This window comes from Aeromonas sp. A600620 (assembly GCF_029479985.1).
GTDB lineage: Bacteria > Pseudomonadota > Gammaproteobacteria > Enterobacterales > Aeromonadaceae > Aeromonas > Aeromonas veronii_A.
Genome location: NZ_JAAKXB010000002.1, coordinates 133,557 through 152,868, shown reverse-complemented (window position 1 = coordinate 152,868; position 19,312 = coordinate 133,557). Strand labels below are relative to the sequence as shown.

Below are 19,312 nucleotides of genomic sequence, written 5' to 3'. Positions count from 1 at the left end.
TATTTGACGGCGCGCAGTTCGCAACGGGTTGTCGGCTTACTTGCTGCCGGTACCGGAGTTACGGGTAGAGGCTTGCGGCTTGCGACGGGCGGTGGTGGCGCGAGCGCGCGGCTCTTTGCCCTGCATCTCTTTGTGACGCTGCACGGCGCGACGGATCTGGGCGGCCTGCTTGTGACGGCTGGTTTTGCCATCCTGCTGCAGATCGACCTTGGATTCGGTCTCCGGCGGCAGGTTGACCAGACCGCGCAGGTAGTTCACTTCCGGCAATTTCAGCTCTTGCCAGCCGCCGCGCGGGATGCCGCGGTCCAGCTTGACGTCGCCGTAGCGGATCCGCATCAGGCGGCTTACCTGCACTTCCTGGGATTCCCACAGGCGGCGCACTTCACGGTTGCGACCTTCGGTCAGGGTGACGTTGAACCACTGGTTCAGACCCTCACCGCCAGCCGGTTTGATCTTGTTGAACTTGGCGGTGCCATCTTCCAGCTGCACGCCCTTGCGCAGACGCTGCAGCATGGCTTCGGTGATTTCGCCAAACACGCGCACCGCATATTCCCGCTCCACTTCGTGGCTCGGGTGCATCAGGCGGTTGGCCAGCTCACCGTCGGTGGTGAACAGCAACAGACCGGAGGTGTTGACGTCGAGGCGGCCGACCGCGATCCAGCGGGCACCTTCCATCTTGGGCAGACGATCAAACACGGTGGGACGACCTTCCGGATCGTGACGGGTACACATCTCCCCTTCCGGCTTGTGGTAAGCCAGTACGCGGCAGATCACTTCCTCTGCGGCACGGGTCTTGACCTGGTGACCATCCACCCGGATCACGGCGTTCACTTCGACGCGATCCCCCAGTGTGGCGACCTTGCCATCCACACTGACCCGACCTGCGGTGATCAGGGCCTCCATCTCACGACGGGAGCCGTGACCCGCGCGGGCCAACACTTTTTGCAGTTTTTCACTCATCGGGGTTACCTGATTGTTGATCGCTGCCCACTGGTAAAAGGGGCAACGGGGTTAACTGTAACAAACGCCGGTTGGAGCGATCGCCACAGTTGAAAAATGTATATCTCGGTGACATCGGCACGCTTGGGCGCCATTCACCGGGCATCGCTCTCCCCGTCCACCGCAGAGGGCAACAGGGGTTGCAGCTCCGGATCCAGCTCGGGGAGCTGCTCCAGACTCTGCAGATTAAAATAATCCAGAAACTCTCTGGTGGTGGCGAGCAGTTCGGGGCGACCGGCCACCTCTTTGTGGCCTATGCTGCGCACCCAGCCACGCTCTTTCAGGGTATTCACTATCTGGCTCGACACCGCCACCCCGCGGATCGCTTCGATCTCGGCCCGGGTGATGGGTTGGCGATAGGCGATCAGGGTCAGCGTCTCCATCACGGCGCGCGAATAGCGCGGAGCCCGCTCGCTCCAGAGCCGCGAGAGCTCTTCGGCATACTCCTGACGCGCCTGAAAGCGCCAGCCGGAGGCGACCTCCTTGAGCTCGACGCCTCGTGAGCTGTAATCTTGCCTGATCTCGGCCAACAGCAGCTGAACATAGCGACTGGTCACCGGATAATCCGCCAGCACGCTGCTTTTCAGCTCGCTGACATTGAGCGGACGACCGGCCACAAACAGCGCCGCTTCGATCAGGGTCTTGAGTCGTTCAGTGGGCAGCGCCACGGTTGCCCTCCTCGCTCTGCTCGGCCAATGCGAAATGGATTGGGCCAAGGGGTTCTGCCTGCAGGATCCAGATCAGTTGCTCCTTGCACAGCTCCAGCAGGGCCAGAAACGTCACCAGTACCCCCATCCGCCCCTCTTCGGCACGCAGCACCTGCTCAAGGCGCAGGGTCTGCCCCAGCGTGAGCATGGCAAGGATCTCCGCCATGCGCACCCGGGTCGGGATCTGTTCGCGGCGGATCTGGTGATGTTCGAAATGAGTCGCGCGTTTTACCACACTTTGCATGTAAAGGGCGAGCTCAACCAGCGAAACATCGGGCGCCAGTGGCTTGAGGGCGCCAAAATCGGGGGGCAAGGCGGTGGCGATATAAATCTCCCGCTCCACCCGAGGCAGCTCATTGACCTTCTCCGCCCCTACCTTGTAGCGCTCGTACTCCTGCAGGCGGCGGATCAGGGTCACCCGCGGGTCTTCTCCCTCATCTTCATCCTCCAGCTCCGGCGCCTTGGGCAGCAGCAGGCGGGATTTTATCTCCGCCAGCCAGGCTGCCATCAGCAGATACTCAGCCGCCAGCTCAAGGTTGAGCCCCTGCATCAGCTCCACGTACTCCATGTACTGGGCGGTGATCTGCAGGATCGGCAGGTTGAGAATATCGAGCTGCTGGCGCCGGATCAGATAGAGCAGCAGATCGAGCGGCCCCTCGAAGGTATCGAGGAACACCTCCAGCGCATCGGGCGGGATGAACAGATCCTGGGGCAGCTCGTGATAGGGCTGCCCCAGGACTTTCGCGATGGGTAGTGCGGTGCCAGCCCCCGTCACGGCGGAAGGGACTGTCACCGGTTCAGCGACATCACTCAAATGGAGTCGGATCCCCGGCGCCGCGACGACGCAATACCGGCTCGTCGTCAGAGAAATCGACCACAGTGGTGGGCTGCTCACCCAGATAACCGCCGTTGACCACCAGATCGATCTGCTTGCCCAGCTTGTCGAAGATCTCTTCCGGGTCGAACTCGGCCATCTCTGACTCCGGCAGGATCAATGTGGTGGAGAGCAGCGGCTCGCCGAGGGCTTCCAAGAGCGCTTGGGCAATCTTGTTGTCCGGCACCCGGATACCGATGCTCTTCTTCTTCTCGTTCATCAGGCGGCGAGGCACCTCTTTGGTCGCCTTGAAGATGAAGGTGTAGGCGCCCGGGGTGTTGTTCTTGATCAGGCGAAACGCGCTGTTGTCGACCTTGGCGTAGGTGGAGATCTCGGAGAGATCGCGGCACACCAGGGTGAAGTCGTGGTTGGCATCGAGGCGACGGATGCGGCAGATGCGCTCCAGCGCGCCCTTGTCACCCATTTGGCAACCCAGCGCATAACCGGAGTCGGTCGGATAGACGATGACGCCGCCGTTCTGGATGATCTGTACCGCCTGACCGATCAGACGGGCCTGGGGGTTTTCAGGATGTACGTAAAAATGCTGACTCATAGCTTGTTCTCGCAATGGGGGCAGCAATACCTGCCCGCTCGTATGGTCACGGGTCAAAGACCCATGACACTACCTTAACCTGTTTGTGGCCGCTTCGCTGGCGCCGTTACCGGCTCGCCAGCAGCTCGGCATGCTGTTCGGTGGTGAGCCCAAAGTGACCGGGATAGGCCAACCAGACGGGCATTCCCTCTTTGGGCAGCCAGAGGTGGCGGCCCAGCTCGGTCCAGTTGGAGGGGAAGTGAAAATCCGATCCCACCGAGATATAGAGGTCGTGCTCCTTGGCCCACTGGCCCAGATTGGCCCGCTCCTGCGGGCTCTGCTGGGGCAATGAGACCTCCATGGCATCGCCACCGGCCGCCTTGAAGGCCACCAGCAGCCGCTTGATCCACTTGGCGGTGAGATCGTAACGGCTGGGGTGGGCCAGCACAGCCAGCCCACCAGCGGCGTGAATGGCGGTGATGGCTTCACTCATCTCGGGCCACTCGGCCGGGGCATACCCTTTATTGCCACGGCTCAGGTACTTTTTGAATACCTTCTGCATGTTGTCGGCCACCCCGCGTGCCACCAGCACCCGGGCAAAGTGGGCACGGGTCACGGCGGCGTCACCGGCGAGCGCCTTGGCCTCTTCATAGGTGCTGGGGATGAGGCACTTCTCCAGACGACGCCCGATTTCCAGCGCACGCGCCTCACGACGTGCCAGCTGACCGGCCAGAAAGTCGGTCAGCTGCGGATTTTTTTCATCCACCCCCAGCGCCACTATATGGATCTCGTGATGCTCCCAGCCGGTGGAGATCTCGACCCCGCTCACCAGTCGCAGCGGCAGTTGCTCGGCGTCAATGGTGCGGCGCACCTCATCAAGTCCGGCAAGGGTATCGTGGTCAGTAACTGCTAACACCTCGACCTGTTTCTCGGCAGCGCGGCGCACCAGTTCGGCTGGGCTCAGCACCCCGTCGGAGGCAGTGGTATGGCAGTGAAGATCGAATCTCATCAGGTTATTCCGCTCTCGTGGTCAGGTCACCATTCATGGCAAATCGGTGAAAGAAGGCTAAAAAGCGACTTGACTTGGCCGCGGCTTTATCGTTTGCTGTAGGCACTTCATTGCAAACATCTTTTTACAGGACTTTATCATGCAAACGACTTCCATCCTGACCATCTGGTGGTGGCACACTCCCTGACATGCGGGCGTGTGGTCGTTGCTGTACCTGTAATCTGACAGCAAATTAAGAACCCAAAGAAAAAGCCCGCTGACCCCAGCGGGCTTTTTTATTATCCGGCAAATGGACCTGTGATGAAACCGAGAATTCAGACAAGCAAGCTGACCTGGCGATGGCGCCCCTGAACCAGCCACCCCGGACCAATTAAATTTTCAAGGAATTCAACGTCATGAACATCGGTAACACGCATCACACGCAAGGGAACGCACTATGACAGCCACACATCGCCTTCCTCTGGGTGAATTCGATACCCTCAAACTCAACGCCCCCTATGTGGCCGACCCGCTGGCGCTCTATACCCGCCTCTGTCAGGGCCGCCCCAACAACCTGCTGCTGGAATCGGTGGAGATCGACTCCAAGGCAGGCAAACAGAGCCTGCTGCTGGTCGATGCCTGCCTGCGCATCGAGTGCCGTGGTCGCACCGTGCGGGTGCGCAGCCTGAACGACAACGGCGCCCAGTTGCAAAGCCTGCTGGCCGAGCGGCTGCCTGCGGTGGTTGCCCGCTCGCTGGTCGATGGCGAGCTGCAACTCGACTTCCCTGCCTCCGATCGGGAGCAAGACGAAGATTCCCGCCTCAAGGGGAGCAGCGTGCTGGACGTGCTGCGCACCCTGCAGCGGGAGCTCGATTGCCAATTGGGTAAAGAAGCCCTGTTTATGGCGGGCAGCTTTGCCTACGACCTCATCGCCTCATTTGAAGATCTGCCTGAAGTGCCTGAGGGGAGCAACAACTGCCCCGACTACTGCTTCTATGTGGCCGAAACCCTGATCACCATCGACCATATCGAACGCACCACTCAACTGCTTGCCTGCATCTTTGGCGGCGACAGCGACGAGAGCCAGGTGGAAGACAGATACACCCGCCTGACCGAACGGCTCACCGACTTCAAACAGATTTGCCAGCAACCTCTAAGCGCCGAGCTGACCACCCAGCCCCTGACCGGTGGCATGAGCGTGGACAAGAGCGACAAGCAGTTCTGCGCCGAGGTGGAGAAGCTCAAGGGCTTTATCCGCCGTGGCGACATCTTCCAGGTGGTGCCGTCGCGCTGCTTCTCCCTGCCCTGCCCGAGCCCCCTGGCCGCCTATCGCCGCCTCAAGCAGACCAATCCCAGCCCCTACATGTTCTACGTGCAGGATGAGGGCTTCACCCTGTTTGGCGCCTCGCCGGAGAGCGCGGTGAAATTCTGCGCCGCCAGCCGCGACGTGGAGATGTACCCCATCGCCGGTACCCGCCGCCGCGGCTTCAACCCCGATGGCAGCATCAACCGGGATCTCGATGGCCGTATCGAGCTGGAGCTGCGTCAGGACGAAAAAGAGGTGGCCGAGCACCTGATGCTGGTGGATCTGGGCCGCAACGACATCGCCCGCATCTCGGAGCCCGGCACCCGCTACGTCAAGGAGCTGCTGAAAGTGGATCGCTACAGCCACGTGATGCATCTGGTCTCCAAGGTGGTCGGCACCTTGCGCTCTGACCTTGACGCCCTGCACGCCTATCAGGCCTGCATGAACATGGGCACCCTCACCGGCGCCCCCAAGATCCGCGCCAGCGAGCTTATTCGCATGGTGGAAGGCAAGCGCCGCGGCAGCTACGGCGGCGCCGTCGGCTACATCAACGGCGCCGGCGAGATGGATACCTGCATCGTCATTCGCTCGGCGTTTGTCAAAGATGGCGTGGCCCATGTGCAAGCCGGTGCCGGGGTGGTCTATGACTCCAAGCCCCAGGCCGAAGCGGACGAAACCCGCGCCAAGGCGGCCGCCGTGCTGGCCGCCATCGCTGCCAGCCATGGCACCTCCCTTCAAGCCCTGAGCGCCCAGCAGGAGCAACATAAGGACGTGAGCCATGACTAACATCTTTTTGCTCGATAACTTCGATTCATTTACCTACAACCTCGTCGACCAGTTCCGCTCCCTCGGCTATCCGGTGCGGATCTACCGCAACAGCCTGCCGGCCAGCCGCATCATGAGCGAAATCGCCGCCTGTGAAGGGGACGCCGTACTGGTGCTCTCCCCGGGGCCGGGCGCCCCCCACGAGGCGGGTTGCCTCATCGACCTTATCAAGCTGGCTCGTGGTCAGGTGCCCATCCTCGGTATCTGCCTCGGCCATCAGGCCCTGTGCGAAGCCTACGGTGGCACAGTCGGTGCGGCAGGCGAAATTGTCCACGGCAAGCGTTCGCTGATTGAGCACAACGGCCACGGCGCCTTCGCCGGTCTGCCGAGCCCGCTGCCGGTGGCCCGCTACCACTCGCTGGTCGCCACCTATGTACCGGAAGAGCTGACGGTGATTGCCCACTATCAGGGGATGCCCATGGCCATCGAGCAGCAGGATGAGCGGGTGCTGGGTTTCCAGTTCCACCCGGAATCCATCATGACCTCGGAAGGGGCCCGTCTGCTGACTCAGGCGCTCGCCCATATCACCCGTCCAGAAAGCAGCGTGCGTTAAGGTAAGGAGACCAACATGCATCAACATCTCAACACCCTCTATCAGGGTCAGTCTCTAAGCCGTGAAAGTACCCGCGACGCCTTCGGTCAGGTGGTACGTGGCGAAGTGGACCCCATCGTGCTCGCAAGCCTGCTGACTGCCCTCAAGATCAAGGGGGAGACCCCGGAGGAGATCGCCGGCGCCGCCGAGGCTCTCTTGGCAGAAGCGCGCGACTTCCCGCGTCCGGACTATGAATTTTGCGACATCGTCGGCACCGGTGGCGATGGCCTCAACACCATCAACGTCTCCACCACCTCGGCACTGGTCGCCGCCGCCTGCGGCCTGAAAGTGGCCAAGCATGGCAACCGCTCTGTCTCGAGCAAGTCGGGCTCAAGCGATCTGCTGGACAAAATGGGCATCAAGCTCGACATGAGCCCGGCGCAGGCGCGCCGCTGCCTGGATGAGCTCGGCATCTGCTTCCTGTTCGCCCCCCAGTACCACGCCGGGGTGCGCCACGCCATGCCGGTGCGTCAGGCCCTCAAGACCCGCACCCTGTTCAACGTGCTGGGGCCGCTCATCAACCCCGCTCGCCCCACCTATCAGCTGATGGGAGTCTATGCCCCCGAACTGGTGCGCCCCATCGCCGAAACCCTGCTGGCACTGGGGCTGAAAACCGGTATGGTGGTGCACGGCGCCGGGCTGGATGAGATTGCCATCCACGGCCCGACCCAGGTGGCCCAGATCCGTGACGGCGAGATCCGCGAGTTTCTGCTCACCCCGGCTGATTTTGGCCTCGAGACCTATCCGGTCAGCGCCATTCAGGGTGGTGAGCCTGAAGAGAACTGCGCCATCACCGCCGCCATTCTGGAAGGGCGTGGCACTCCGGCCCACAACGCCGCCATCGCCGCCAATGTGGCGCCGCTGCTGCTGATGGCGGGCAAGGCGACAGACCTCAAGAGCGCAGCAGCCGAGGTGCTGGCGGTGCTGGCGAGCGGCAAGGCAGCGGAACTCGCTGCCAAGTTGGCCACCCTGAGCCATCAGGAAGCGGGTCATCAGGAGGCATGATGTCAGCCACCATGTCGCACAGCAGTCATTCAGAACGCCCGCAGGGCAAGAGCCAGTTTCGCAAGGATAACGAGATGTCAGACCTTATTGCCCCCCATGCATTTCTGAACATGGCCTCCATCAGCCAGACCATCCTCGGCAAGATCGTGGCGGCCAAGCAGGAGTGGGTCGCCGCCCGCAAGCTGGTCCAGCCGCTGGAGAGCTTCCAGAGCACGCTGACCCCCAGCGATCGGGATTTCGTCGGGGCGCTCAAGGCGGGCTCCACCCGCTTTATTCTGGAGTGCAAGAAGGCCTCCCCCTCCAAGGGGTTGATCCGCGATGACTTCAGCCCGGAGGCCATCGCCGACATCTATGGCAAATACGCCACCGCCATCTCGGTGCTGACCGACGAGAAATTCTTTCAGGGGGATTTTGCTTATCTAAGCCGGGTGCGCAGCCGCGTCAGCCAGCCGGTGCTCTGCAAGGATTTCATGATTGACCCCTATCAGGTCTATCTGGCCCGCCACTATCAGGCGGACGCCATCCTGCTGATGCTCTCCGTGCTCACCGACGAGGGCTATCGCGCCCTGTTCGCGGTGGCCAAAGAGCTGGGCCTTGGCGTGCTCACCGAGGTGAGCAACGAGGAGGAGCTGACCCGCGCCATCGCGTTAGGGGCGCCGGTCATTGGCATCAATAACCGGGATCTGCGCGACTTGAGCGTCGATCTCAACCGCACCAAACAGCTGGCCAAAGATATTCCGAGCGATCGGGTGGTGATCAGCGAGTCCGGCATCAACCACCGCGCTCAGGTGGCGGATCTGCGCCACCACGCCAAGGGCTTTCTGGTGGGCTCGTCATTGATGGCCGAGCCGGATCTGGAAGCCGCAGTGCGCAAGCTGGTAATGGGCCAGAACAAGGTGTGCGGCCTGACCCGCGCCGAAGATGCCGCCGCCGCCCATCAGGCGGGCGCGGTGTTCGGGGGTCTTATATTTGTGGCGAAAAGCCCGCGCTATGTGGACATCCCCGCCGCCCGCGCCGTGATGGCGGGCGCACCGCTCTCCTACGTCGGGGTATTTCGCAACGCCCAGCCCGCCACCATCGCCAAGACGGTGGAGGCGCTGGGGCTCGCCGCTGTCCAGCTGCACGGGGATGAGGATGCCGCCTATATCGAGACCCTGCGCCCACTGCTGCCGACCGGCTGCCAGATCTGGAAAGCGGTGGGCGTCTCTCTTGGCAAGGAAAGCGACGAGCCGCTGCCCGCCCTCGACTACCCGGCGGATCGCCTGCTGCTGGATACCAAAGTAGGTAGCCAGAGCGGCGGCACCGGTCAGGCGTTCGACTGGGCCCTGTTGGCCACCCTCGACAAGAACAAGCTGATGCTGGCGGGCGGCCTTAATCCCGACAACGCCCTGCAAGCGGCACAAGTGGGCTGCCTCGGCCTTGATTTCAACTCCGGGGTAGAGAGTGCCCCAGGCCAGAAGGATGCGCACAAGATAGCAGCCGCCTTCGACGCACTGCGCAACCTGTAACGCAACCCTTTTTGATGTTTCGATTTAGCTAATACAAGGAAGAAGCCATGACCCTGCTCAACCCGTTTTTCGGTGAATTTGGCGGTATGTATGTACCCCAAATCCTTATCCCGGCCCTGCTCCAGCTGGAAAAAGCCTTTGTCGATGCCAAGGATGATCCGGCCTTTATCGCCGAGTTTCAGTCCCTGCTGACCGAGTATGCCGGTCGCCCGACCCCGCTCACCCTGACCCGCAATCTGACCAAGGGCACCAAGACCCGACTCTATCTGAAGCGTGAAGATCTGCTGCACGGCGGCGCCCACAAGACCAACCAGGTGCTGGGTCAGGCGCTGCTGGCCAAGCGGATGGGCAAGAACGAGATCATCGCCGAGACCGGCGCCGGTCAGCACGGCGTGGCCACTGCGCTGGCTTGCGCCCTGCTCGGCCTCAAGTGCCGGGTCTATATGGGCGCCAAGGATTGCGAGCGCCAGAAACCCAACGTATTTCGCATGAAGCTGATGGGCGCCACCGTGATTCCGGTGCACTCAGGCTCCAGCACCCTCAAAGATGCTTGCAATGAGGCGCTGCGCGACTGGGCTGCCAACTACGAGTCGGCCCACTACCTGCTCGGCACCGCCGCCGGCCCGCACCCCTTCCCCACTATCGTGCGGGAGTTCCAGAAGATGATCGGCGAAGAGGCCAAGGCCCAGTGCTTCGAGAAGGAGGAGCGGCTGCCCGATGCGGTGATCGCCTGCGTCGGCGGCGGCTCGAATGCCATCGGCATGTTTGCCGACTTTATCGATGAGCCGTCGGTGCGTCTGATCGGCGTCGAACCGGGTGGCCACGGCATCGAGAGCGGCGAGCACGGCGCACCGCTGGGTCACGGCAGCAAGGGGGTCTTCTTTGGTATGCACTCCTACCTGATGCAGGACACTCAGGGCCAGATCCAGGAGTCCTACTCCGTTTCTGCGGGGCTGGATTTCCCCTCCGTCGGCCCGCAGCACGCCCACCTGGCCGCCATCGGCCGCGCCGAGTACCCCTCGGTGACCGACAAGGAGGCGCTGGACGCCTTCCAGGAGCTGGCCAAATCCGAAGGCATCATACCGGCGCTGGAGTCCTCCCACGCGCTGGCCCACGCCCTCAAGATGGCCCGCAGTGAACCGGAAAAAGAGCAGGTGCTCATCGTCAACCTCTCCGGCCGTGGCGACAAAGATATCTTCACCGTGGCAGACATTTTTGAAAAAGAAGGAACCTTGTCATGAACCGTTACGCACAACTCTTCTCCCGTCTGGACGCGGCCAATCAGGGCGCCTTTGTGCCGTTCGTGATGCTGGGTGACCCTACCCCAGAATTGTCGCTGGCCATCGTCGATGCACTGGTCGAAGGGGGCGCCGATGCCCTCGAACTCGGCATTCCCTTCTCCGATCCGGTGGCTGACGGCCCCACCATTCAGGGCGCCGCTCTGCGCGCCTTTGCCAGCCACACCACCCCGGACGACTGCTTCGAGCTGCTCGGCCGCATCCGCGCCAAGTACCCGCAGCTGCCCATTGGCCTGCTGGTCTACGCCAATCTGGTCTATGTGCGCAAAATCGATGGCTTCTACGAGAAGTGCCAGCAGGCGGGCGTGGATTCGGTGCTGGTCGCCGACGTGCCGGTGCAGATGTGCGCCCCCTACAAGGCGGCTGCCGACAAGTTTGGTATCGACAGCATCTTTATCGCCCCGCCCAATGGCGACGCCGAGACCCTGAAACAGGTGGCGGAGCTCGGCAATGGTTACACCTATCTGGTGAGCCGCGCCGGCGTCACCGGTGCCGAGACCAAGGCAGGCATGCCGGTGGAAGGGCTGATCAATACCCTGCGCGAGTTCAACGCTCCCCCCGCCCTGCTCGGCTTTGGCATCAGCGAACCGGCTCAGGTGCGTGAAGCCATCGCCGCTGGCGCCGCCGGTGCCATCTCCGGCTCCGCCGTGGTGAAGATCATCGAGACTCACCACCAGAACCCGGAACATATGCTCACTCGTCTGAAAGAGTTTGTGGAAGGGATGAAGGCCGCGACCAATCGTTAAGGCGGCATGGGTCAAATGCCATTGACCGTGAGCGCGGAAAGGGAGCCTGATAGGCTCCCTTTCTATTTCCTGCTTGTTGCCGCTCCCAGCGTCTTTATCCCCTCTCCCCTTGGGAGAGGGTTGAGGTGAGGGGAATTCCAGCTCTTCCGCTCACCCAATAGCTCACTTAATCAACAGATTTCACTAATTGGTTGAGCCAGCTCAGGTTTTTATCAACCTCTTCTTCCCATGTCTCAATCCGGCCCCTTATGATAACAATCGACACTCCGTCTCTAGGGAGAACGTCATGACAGCGATGGTCGCTATCTCGCGGGTTAACAGCAGCAAACTGGGGGCTGTCACTCAGGGGCGGTAGCGTGGTTTTTGTAGGTTGGCGCAGAACGGAGGAAAGCCCAATAGGCGAACATTATTTCGCCAATCTGAACGGGATAAATATGGATGTGGCAGAACCTTAGAACAGATCACGAAACGTAGAAATTTGGGATCCCCGTCTTTCTAAGCAAGGCGTAGCATACGCAAATATTAAAAAAGATAAGTATCCCAGTACTGCTCATAAGTGTATATTTTGTGATAAACGTTGGGCCTCACTTCGCTCAGCGCCAACCTACTATTTTTAGCCCAACACACGCAATGTAGGTATTTACATAAAACTGTTCAAAGGAATGGCAGCATATGGCATGTCCACCATGGATTTTTAGTGATTAAAGTGAACTGTGGCGGAATAGGTATTGTGTCGCTATACCTCTAACAGAACGTTAATTTACTTGGAGTTGAATTGAAATTATGGATGGATTATCAAATGTATTTTTAGGGGTTCTATCTGGAGTCATAACATCAGTAATACTCTTCTTAGCTGGTAAGCTTATGGTGAAAGTGTTTATTCCTTGGTATCAGGAAGTCATATATAAGGGTGTCGACTTACAAGGCCGTTGGACTAATAAACTTAAACTCGATAATGCCGTAATTTACACTTACCAAATAGATATAAAGCAGAGCGCACACAAGTTAATTGGAAATGCAGTTATAACAAAGAGCGGTTCTAATAATGATTACATTCAAGACTTTACTCTTGAAGGAGAGACTTGGGAAGGATACGTAACTATAAACCTTCGAAGCAAAAATAGAGAGAGTTTATCTTTTATTTCTGGATTATTTAAGGTTGAGGGGAGAGGTCAAATTTTAGATGGGAGTTGGGCTTATCGCGGGGCCGCAACGGATAAAGTAGACTCCGAGTCACTTAAATTACAAAGATCGTAAGTCAATACGTCACAAAAAAGGATAAAAACGCTTAGCTTGTGCCTCCTGGTTACCAACTTTAGCCATATTTTTATGCGCCCATTAGAAATTGCCTTAAATTACTTTAGATATACATGGAGCAAGAATGTATTATAAATATGTATCACTAGAAACCTCAAAATTAATATTGAAAAATAAAACTTTAAAAATAACAAACCCAACAACATTTAATGACCCTTTTGATTGTAACTTCCCTGGTTTTACGAAAAACAAGAAATTCATAACTGATAAAATTGACGTTATTTTGAAAAAATGCATTAAGTCTATGGGCATCCATCCACCAAAAGAAGAATATAAAAGACTTAGAGATGATTTGATTTCTGATGCTCCACATTTTATCCATCTGATGGAAGAACTTATAGAAGGCATTAGAGATGATTGGGATGAAATTATTTCTCACTACAGGATTCTTTGCCTTACTGAATCACAGGATAATATTTTAATGTGGAGTCATTATGCGGATCAACATAATGGCGTGGTTCTTGGCTTTGACTTTAGTCACGATAAAGCATTCAATAAAATACAACCCGTAAAATATGATAAGGATGATCAATCAATTAACCAATATATGGATGTTTTTGTAAGCTCCATGATTAATCATGCTTTCAAAAATGAGATTGAAGGCCGTGAAAACGATCTAGATGAAGACCTAATAACACAAAGATTTGTTGATGGATTGTCTAGATTCTTTTTTATTAAGAAATATATTTGGTCGTATGAAAAAGAACATAGACTTGTAGTTAAGGATGTTCCTGCCGATATAAACTACATGACCTTCAAGTCAAGTTCATTGAAAAGTGTTACCTTTGGCGTAAAAATAGATGTAAAAGATAGAGAGAATTATAAAAAATTAGCATTAGAAATGTATCCAAATCTTAGTTTCAATCAAGCATCGAAATTAAAAGGGCAACTTACAATAGAGTGCTTATAACTTAATAACGCAAAATAATTAACATGAACTTGCATTGTTCTTGTTGGTAGTTTTCTATTCTTAGCAACATAAAATAGGACCCCATTTTTTTAAGTATGGCGTAGAATAGCCGGCACACAGGAAGGTGGGTGTCCTTCGAAAAAATCAGCCCCCTTTTTTTTCTGAGCAAGACGCTACATAGCCAGAAAAAAAGGGATGGGTGTCCAATTTTTTATTATTTTCTCAACCATATATATCTAATAACGCTTTCCCATCCCACCACTACCTCTCCCTTCCCCAACCCATCAATCCCATCAATCCCATCAATCCCATCAATCCCATCAATATCAGCATCAATACAACCCCCGGCAGCCAAACCCAGTAGAGCTCGGAGAGGATCACCGCTTCGCCTCGGGCGGTGAGATAAGCCTCCAACTTGAAGGGGGCGACACGGATCACCTGCCAGGGGGCAAAGAAACGCTCGTCACGCCACGGCCAGAGCCAGCCAACCCCCTTGCCGCCGGTGGTGAGGGAATCTAGCAGGCTGTGGGAGAGCAGAGAGACCAGCAGAAACGACCAGATGGTGGCGGCGCTGGCCCGAAATTGGCGGTGAAACAGCATGGCCAGTGTGGGCAAGGCAAAGGCAAACAGCAGTGAGTGGGTAAAGCCGCGGTGGCCAAAGACATGGCCGTAGGCGACCCCCAGTTTGAAGGCGAGCACATCGGCATCGGGCAGCATGGCGATGGCAACCCCTGCCAGCAGCAGGCGCGGCGGAATAATCCGGCTGCCAAGCCCGAGTCCAAGACAGAGAGGTACGGCGGCGTGGGTGACTATGGTGGGCATAGAATAAAGCTCCAACTGAAAACGTGGGCCTACCTTATCCCCGCTCGGTGAAGTGAAAGTGAAGTGCGCCCACTGTATTGGCTCGCTGTTAGCTAAATGCAGCGCCAATGAGCGTTGGCGCATTAACCTGAAATGTTCATTTAACAGCGGCTGACATGCAGAACGGGATCGTGATAAGTAGTCTCTTCGGTTCACATCACAGGGACAGTGGCAGCGATGAATGTATCAAAAAACGTCATGCGGATTGCGAGCGTTATCAGCCTTTGGTTAATGACAGGATGCATGGCAGAGGCCGCCTCTGCGCAGCCGCAGCAAGAGCCGTACGCGCTGATCTATAACGGGCCGGTTTCTGATGGGGATAGTACCAAAGCGATTGCAGATGTGGTCACACAGGTGGGCTTGCCGGTCAGGTATCTCTCCAATATCGGGGAACTGCCTGCAGAGCTCGATCATGCCAGGGTGTTTATCGTTGGCGGCACTGAGGACGATGTTGAGCCGCTCCTCAATGGGTTTACCCCGCAAGCGCGTTCGGCGTTAAAAACCTATTTGCTAAGCGGTGGCCGCTACCTCGGGATCTGTGGGGGCGCATTTGTGGCATCCACCGGCTGGTCTGAAGAAGAGGGCTTTGTACCGGCGCTGGGCCTTGTCCCTGCGACATCCGATGATTATGACGGCGACTTTAGCGCCAGGATCTTCCCGATCAGCTGGCTTGGTGAAGAGCGCCAGATGTATTACCAGGCCGGCCCGCAATTTACGCCGGTGCCAAGCCCCGAGCAGGTGAAGGTCATCGCCCATTTTCAAAACCATCATATTGCCGCGCTGATCAGCTCATACGACAAAGGCAAGGTGGCCGTTTCCGGGCCACACCCCGAAGCCCCCGAATCGTGGAAAGCGAACGCGGTGAACGGCGACAAGATGGAGTCGAATATTCATCTAGCCGTTGGACTCGTCAACGAGTTGCTCTCCAAAGAGCCCGTCACCCATTCGAATTAGTAGCGTCCCTATGCCCCTGGATTTGATCCCATTGATCGGCCCGGAAGTAAGGGCAGCCAATCAGCCGCTATCCATAAAAAACCACCGACCTGCAAAAGGTCGGTGGTTTTTTATCGGTGGCAGATCACGGGTCGCCAATACGAAGCGTTCGCTACCTCCACCTTCGCCTAGGGGCGATCGCTCCTCTGCCTGAGCCTGCGGTTATCTTCTTGTGTGCCTACGTAAAGCGCGGCTGACGGCGCGTTGGCCAATCTGGTATTGGACGTGGTGGCCAACCTTTACAGGGAAATGCTGCGCCGTTGCCAAGTGAGGCATACGGGCAGATTTCCGGCGCGTTGCTGTGCCCATGATCACACAGTCAGAACTCTCACCCTCCTCTCACCGCGCCCCCGCTTTTTATCATCTAGAGTTACCGGGCAGTCCAAAAGCTGCTGATTTATATACATTCGCCGCCAAGAGGGATCTTTTTTCATGACCGAGCATATCGATCTGCTACCTATCAGCACGGATGATGAGCAGGACGCAGGCAACCGTTACCTCTACTACACCGAAGGGGATCTGGCCCGCATTCTCGCCAATCTGGAACAGCTGCGCCATGCGGTGTTTCCCGCCGCCATCGGAGAGAGCGAAACGGGCGCCGCCGTGCCCCACAACTTTCCGTCCGTCTGTCTGGTGGGGCTGGGGCGCTGCGGCTCCAACATCGCGCAGGATGTGGCCTCGCTGGTCTACAACGCCCGCAGCTTTTATCTCAATGAGTTCAACAGCGAGGAGCAGCGCAAGCGGGAGAAGGAGTTTGGCCCGGTGAGCTGGATCCGGCGCAACCTGCGGCTGCCAAACAACGGGGCCCGGCCGGTCTTTCTGATCGAGCCCATGGTAATGCTGGGGGATCTGGACAAGGACATCGATGGCCGCATCCGCCACTCCAATCGCAGTGGCGAAGGTGGCTCCTTGCGTGATTACGCCAAGATGCGAGTGATGGACTTGTCGGAGATCCATGCGGGAGGCGCGGGTAACGCCCCCATCCTGGGCCAGTATCTGGCCAAGATCATCCTCAACAAGAGCCCCCACTACTTCGCCAACTCCGAGTGGCAGGCCATTCATACCTATCTGGTGGACTCCTGCGGCATCAAGGCCAACCAGTCCCGCCTCTATTTCTACATCTTCAGTGCCGGGGGCGGCACCGGCTCCGGCATGGCCTCCGAGTTCGGGCTGGCCCAGCAGTACTCCTACATGAGCAAGACCTTTTCACCCCCGTCAGAAGAGGAGGAGCACCTCTCCCTCGGGGAGCACTTCATGTTCGATCCCATCTTCACCAGCGGCATCTGCATCCTGCCCAATATCTGTGATCGGGGCATCGAGATCTCGGAAGCACTGCACATCAACGCCGGGCGCCTGCTGTGCAAGTATCTGGCCGAGGAGTGGGACTTCTCCTATCACTTCGACAACGAGCAGGCGTGCGATGCCAGCATGCTCAAGCGGATCAGGCCCTGGAATGCCATGATGCTGATCTCCAACGACATCATGCGCTACGCCGAAGAGAGTGACGATGGCGAAATCCAGCATGTTGACGTCAACACCATGGAGAAGTACGCCAACCAGTACATCTCCCAGCAGATCTTCAACATTCTCACCGCCCAGGCCGTCACCACCGACTACGACGAGAACTACTTTCGCCGGGCGGGCATCGATATCAGCGAGACCATTCGGCTCGATGCCAACGACCTCTTTATGAGTCTGGCGGGGCCGGTAGCAGTGGCGTATGCCGAGTCCATCTCGCCCCCCGGCGGCCTGTTTGACAAGGAGGACGGGCTCAATGTGGATGATCTCTTCACCCGTTCCATCGAGCTACCCCACTTCAACAAGATGACCCAGGCCATTGAGGGGATCAGTCTGCTGCCCATCGAGGCGGGCAACTATCGGGAGTATCTGGACGACTATGTGAAAAGTGGCCATGACCCGGCCCACCTCAACGAGCTGCACTTCTTCAAGAACTGCTCCTCTGTGGTGTCGATCATCTCCCTGCCCAAGGAGTACAAGCTCTCCTATATGGATCTCAACCGGCTCAAGTCTCACCTCAACGGGCTCTTCCCCAATACCACTCTCAAGCGCTATGCGCTGGTCATCGGGGCGTCGGCCAACATCTCCCTCACCACCCTGATCGTCAAGAGCCCCTGCCTGAGCGATGACTTCCTGACCCTGATCGTGGCCTTTATCAAGCGCTGCTTTGCCAAGGATCACTATCGCTTCGATGAGCATCTGGACAAGGCGGTGATCGAGATGATCAGCAATGAGGAGTGGAACGACACACTGCTCGACAGCATGCTCAACGAGTTCGAGAACCCGGCCAAGATCCTCGACACCAACTGGTACGCCATCAAGCCCATGTATGAGAAGAAATATCGGGAGCTTATCCGCGAGAAGGAGAAGTTCGTCTCCATCAACGATATTCGCCTCAGTCGCGAATCGGTGAAAAAGGCGCTGCTCTATCTGCGGGAGATCTATCGCCACCGGGTCAGCAAGACCCGGATCCTCTCCCTCAACCCACGGCTGGGGGAAGCGAACGCTCGCTAGCACCCGGCCCATAAAGCAAAGCGCCCGCCCCAGATGGGGCGGGCGCTTTTTTACTGGCGCAGCCACGTTTTATCTCATCAGAGGGAGACAAAGATCCCGGCCAGGGTGGCACTCATCAGGTTGGCCAGGGTCGCCGCCAGCACCGCCTTGAAGCCCATATTGGCCACATCGTGACGGCGCTCCGGCGCCATGGTGCCGATGGAGCCGAGCTGCACCGCAATGGAGCCCAGATTGGCGAAACCGCACAATGCGAAGGTGATGATGATCTGGGTGTGGGCGCTCAGATCTGCCTTGATATTGGCAAAGTCCAGATAGGCGACGAACTCGTTCATGATCACCTTCTGACCGATCAGGGACCCTGCCGCCATCATCTCGCTGGCAGGTACGCCAATCAGCCAGGCCACCGGAGCAAACAGATAACCCAGCAGCTGTTGCAGGGAGAGATCAGCCCAGCCGAACCACTCACCGACGGTGGTGAGGCCAGCGTTGATCATGGTGATGACGCTGACAAAGGCGAGCAGGATGGTGCCGATGGCTACGGCGATCTTCATGCCGCCCATGGCGCCGCCCGCCAGAGCGTCGATGGCGTTGCTGTAGTCGCTCTTGTCGAGGGTGATCTCGGTCTGATCGCTCACCTGCTGCTGCTCCGGCACCAGCAGTTTGGCCATCAGCAGGCCACCCGGCGCCGCCATAAAGGAGGCGGCAATCAGGTATTTAAGATCCACACCCAGACCGGCGTAACCGCCCAGTACCGAGCCCGCTACCGAGGCCATGCCGCAGGTCATCACCGCGAAGAGTTCGGAGCGAGTCATACCGGCGAGGAAGGGGCGAATAAGCAGCGGCGACTCCCCTTGCGACAGGAAGATATTGCCGGTGGCCACCAGTGACTCGGCGCGGCTGGTGCCGAGCAGGCGATGGATTGCGCCGCCCAATACCCGGATCACCCACTGCATGATGCCGAAGTGGTAGAGCACGGCGATCAGCGCGCTGATAAAGATCACCAGCGGCAGCACCCGCACGGCGAAGATAAAGCCGTTGCTGGCCAGATCGCCAAACACGAAACGGATGCCGCTGTCGGCAAAGCCGAGCAGGGCGGAGACGCCATTGCTCATGGCACCGAGCATGATTTGTCCGGGGGGGCAATAGAGCACCAGGGCAGCAAAACCGGTTTGCAGGGCGAGCGCACCCAGCACGGTTCGCCAGCGGATGGCTCGGCGGTTTTCACTCGCCAGCCAGGCGATAAACATCAGGGCCAGCATACCGACCAGACTCAATAACAGTGTCATCTTGCACCTATGAAGAGAGGAGTTTCATATGGC

General features: G+C 58.0%; 17 protein-coding genes. 10 read left to right on the top strand and 7 right to left on the bottom strand.

What is annotated here, in order from left to right:
- Positions 1-36 precede the first annotated feature (36 nt).
- The 5 genes from rluB to rnm form a co-directional block, all read right to left on the bottom strand.
- Positions 37-960 carry a 23S rRNA pseudouridine(2605) synthase RluB gene (gene rluB / locus G5533_RS03435; protein WP_005347347.1) on the bottom strand — a complete coding sequence of 308 codons (924 nt, stop codon included), beginning with the start codon at positions 958-960 and terminating at the stop codon, positions 37-39.
- Between the two features lie 134 nt (positions 961-1,094).
- Positions 1,095-1,667 (bottom strand): SMC-Scp complex subunit ScpB, encoded by a 573-nt coding sequence (scpB, locus tag G5533_RS03430; RefSeq protein WP_005350230.1) that lies wholly within the window; start codon positions 1,665-1,667, stop codon positions 1,095-1,097.
- Entirely contained in the window at positions 1,651-2,520 is an 870-nt protein-coding gene (locus G5533_RS03425; protein WP_421352542.1) for a segregation and condensation protein A, read from the bottom strand. Before G5533_RS03425 ends, scpB begins: the two co-directional genes overlap by 17 nt.
- Positions 2,513-3,133, bottom strand: coding sequence for an L-threonylcarbamoyladenylate synthase (locus G5533_RS03420; RefSeq protein ID WP_021231208.1), 621 nt, complete (start codon positions 3,131-3,133; stop codon positions 2,513-2,515). Before G5533_RS03420 ends, G5533_RS03425 begins: the two co-directional genes overlap by 8 nt.
- 106 nt (positions 3,134-3,239) lie before the next feature.
- Positions 3,240-4,121 carry an RNase RNM gene (rnm, locus tag G5533_RS03415; protein ID WP_441254484.1) on the bottom strand — a complete coding sequence of 294 codons (882 nt, stop codon included), beginning with the start codon at positions 4,119-4,121 and terminating at the stop codon, positions 3,240-3,242.
- Positions 4,122-4,557: 436 nt separating this feature from the next.
- On the opposite strand from rnm, the gene G5533_RS03410 reads away from it, so the two are divergent.
- From G5533_RS03410 to G5533_RS03375, 8 genes are all read left to right on the top strand, one after another.
- Positions 4,558-6,192: an anthranilate synthase component 1 gene (locus G5533_RS03410; RefSeq protein ID WP_266134202.1), complete on the top strand. Its 1,635-nt coding sequence runs from the start codon at positions 4,558-4,560 to the stop codon at positions 6,190-6,192.
- Positions 6,185-6,784, top strand: a complete 600-nt coding sequence (locus G5533_RS03405; protein WP_005359135.1) for an aminodeoxychorismate/anthranilate synthase component II — start codon at positions 6,185-6,187, stop codon at positions 6,782-6,784. The genes G5533_RS03410 and G5533_RS03405 overlap by 8 nt, the downstream gene beginning before the upstream one ends.
- A gap of 15 nt (positions 6,785-6,799) precedes the next feature.
- Complete coding sequence (gene trpD, locus G5533_RS03400; RefSeq protein ID WP_441254482.1) at positions 6,800-7,828, top strand: anthranilate phosphoribosyltransferase; 1,029 nt, start codon at positions 6,800-6,802, stop codon at positions 7,826-7,828.
- The gene (gene trpCF, locus G5533_RS03395; RefSeq protein ID WP_441254481.1) at positions 7,828-9,336 is read left to right on the top strand and encodes a bifunctional indole-3-glycerol-phosphate synthase TrpC/phosphoribosylanthranilate isomerase TrpF; all 1,509 of its coding nucleotides are present in this window, start codon (positions 7,828-7,830) and stop codon (positions 9,334-9,336) included. Before trpD ends, trpCF begins: the two co-directional genes overlap by 1 nt.
- Positions 9,337-9,383: 47 nt before the next feature.
- The gene (gene trpB, locus G5533_RS03390; protein ID WP_150999066.1) at positions 9,384-10,577 is read left to right on the top strand and encodes a tryptophan synthase subunit beta; all 1,194 of its coding nucleotides are present in this window, start codon (positions 9,384-9,386) and stop codon (positions 10,575-10,577) included.
- Positions 10,574-11,380 carry a tryptophan synthase subunit alpha gene (gene trpA, locus G5533_RS03385; RefSeq protein WP_043851420.1) on the top strand — a complete coding sequence of 269 codons (807 nt, stop codon included), beginning with the start codon at positions 10,574-10,576 and terminating at the stop codon, positions 11,378-11,380. Before trpB ends, trpA begins: the two co-directional genes overlap by 4 nt.
- 783 nt (positions 11,381-12,163) lie before the next feature.
- Entirely contained in the window at positions 12,164-12,637 is a 474-nt protein-coding gene (locus tag G5533_RS03380) for a hypothetical protein (RefSeq protein WP_236767807.1), read from the top strand.
- Between the two features lie 124 nt (positions 12,638-12,761).
- Positions 12,762-13,607, top strand: coding sequence for a DUF2971 domain-containing protein (locus G5533_RS03375; RefSeq protein ID WP_441254480.1), 846 nt, complete (start codon positions 12,762-12,764; stop codon positions 13,605-13,607).
- Between the two features lie 261 nt (positions 13,608-13,868).
- Here the strand turns inward: G5533_RS03375 and G5533_RS03370 are convergent, their stop codons facing one another.
- A complete protein-coding gene (locus tag G5533_RS03370; RefSeq protein WP_441254479.1) occupies positions 13,869-14,429 on the bottom strand; it encodes a metal-dependent hydrolase in 561 nt (186 codons plus the stop codon).
- Positions 14,430-14,645: 216 nt separating this feature from the next.
- On the opposite strand from G5533_RS03370, the gene G5533_RS03365 reads away from it, so the two are divergent.
- Entirely contained in the window at positions 14,646-15,422 is a 777-nt protein-coding gene (locus tag G5533_RS03365) for a BPL-N domain-containing protein (protein WP_441254478.1), read from the top strand.
- Positions 15,423-15,893: 471 nt separating this feature from the next.
- On the top strand, positions 15,894-17,993 hold the full coding sequence (locus G5533_RS03360) for a hypothetical protein (protein WP_058058307.1): 2,100 nt from the start codon (positions 15,894-15,896) through the stop codon (positions 17,991-17,993).
- Between the two features lie 77 nt (positions 17,994-18,070).
- On the opposite strand, the gene G5533_RS03355 is transcribed toward G5533_RS03360, so the two are convergent.
- On the bottom strand, positions 18,071-19,279 hold the full coding sequence (locus tag G5533_RS03355; RefSeq protein ID WP_441254477.1) for a NupC/NupG family nucleoside CNT transporter: 1,209 nt from the start codon (positions 19,277-19,279) through the stop codon (positions 18,071-18,073).
- Between the last annotated feature and the right edge of the window lie 33 nt (positions 19,280-19,312).

Coding starts and splice junctions, on each gene's coding strand:
- G5533_RS03370 (WP_441254479.1), bottom strand. CDS start 14,429: ATGCCCACCATAGTCACCCACGCCGCCGTACCTCTCTGTCTTGGACTC.
- G5533_RS03355 (WP_441254477.1), bottom strand. CDS start 19,279: ATGACACTGTTATTGAGTCTGGTCGGTATGCTGGCCCTGATGTTTATC.
- G5533_RS03365 (WP_441254478.1), top strand. CDS start 14,646: ATGAATGTATCAAAAAACGTCATGCGGATTGCGAGCGTTATCAGCCTT.
- trpA (WP_043851420.1), top strand. CDS start 10,574: ATGAACCGTTACGCACAACTCTTCTCCCGTCTGGACGCGGCCAATCAG.
- rluB (WP_005347347.1), bottom strand. CDS start 960: ATGAGTGAAAAACTGCAAAAAGTGTTGGCCCGCGCGGGTCACGGCTCC.
- trpCF (WP_441254481.1), top strand. CDS start 7,828: ATGTCAGCCACCATGTCGCACAGCAGTCATTCAGAACGCCCGCAGGGC.
- G5533_RS03380 (WP_236767807.1), top strand. CDS start 12,164: ATGGATGGATTATCAAATGTATTTTTAGGGGTTCTATCTGGAGTCATA.
- trpD (WP_441254482.1), top strand. CDS start 6,800: ATGCATCAACATCTCAACACCCTCTATCAGGGTCAGTCTCTAAGCCGT.
- G5533_RS03420 (WP_021231208.1), bottom strand. CDS start 3,133: ATGAGTCAGCATTTTTACGTACATCCTGAAAACCCCCAGGCCCGTCTG.
- G5533_RS03375 (WP_441254480.1), top strand. CDS start 12,762: ATGTATTATAAATATGTATCACTAGAAACCTCAAAATTAATATTGAAA.
- G5533_RS03360 (WP_058058307.1), top strand. CDS start 15,894: ATGACCGAGCATATCGATCTGCTACCTATCAGCACGGATGATGAGCAG.
- G5533_RS03410 (WP_266134202.1), top strand. CDS start 4,558: ATGACAGCCACACATCGCCTTCCTCTGGGTGAATTCGATACCCTCAAA.
- G5533_RS03405 (WP_005359135.1), top strand. CDS start 6,185: ATGACTAACATCTTTTTGCTCGATAACTTCGATTCATTTACCTACAAC.
- trpB (WP_150999066.1), top strand. CDS start 9,384: ATGACCCTGCTCAACCCGTTTTTCGGTGAATTTGGCGGTATGTATGTA.
- rnm (WP_441254484.1), bottom strand. CDS start 4,121: ATGAGATTCGATCTTCACTGCCATACCACTGCCTCCGACGGGGTGCTG.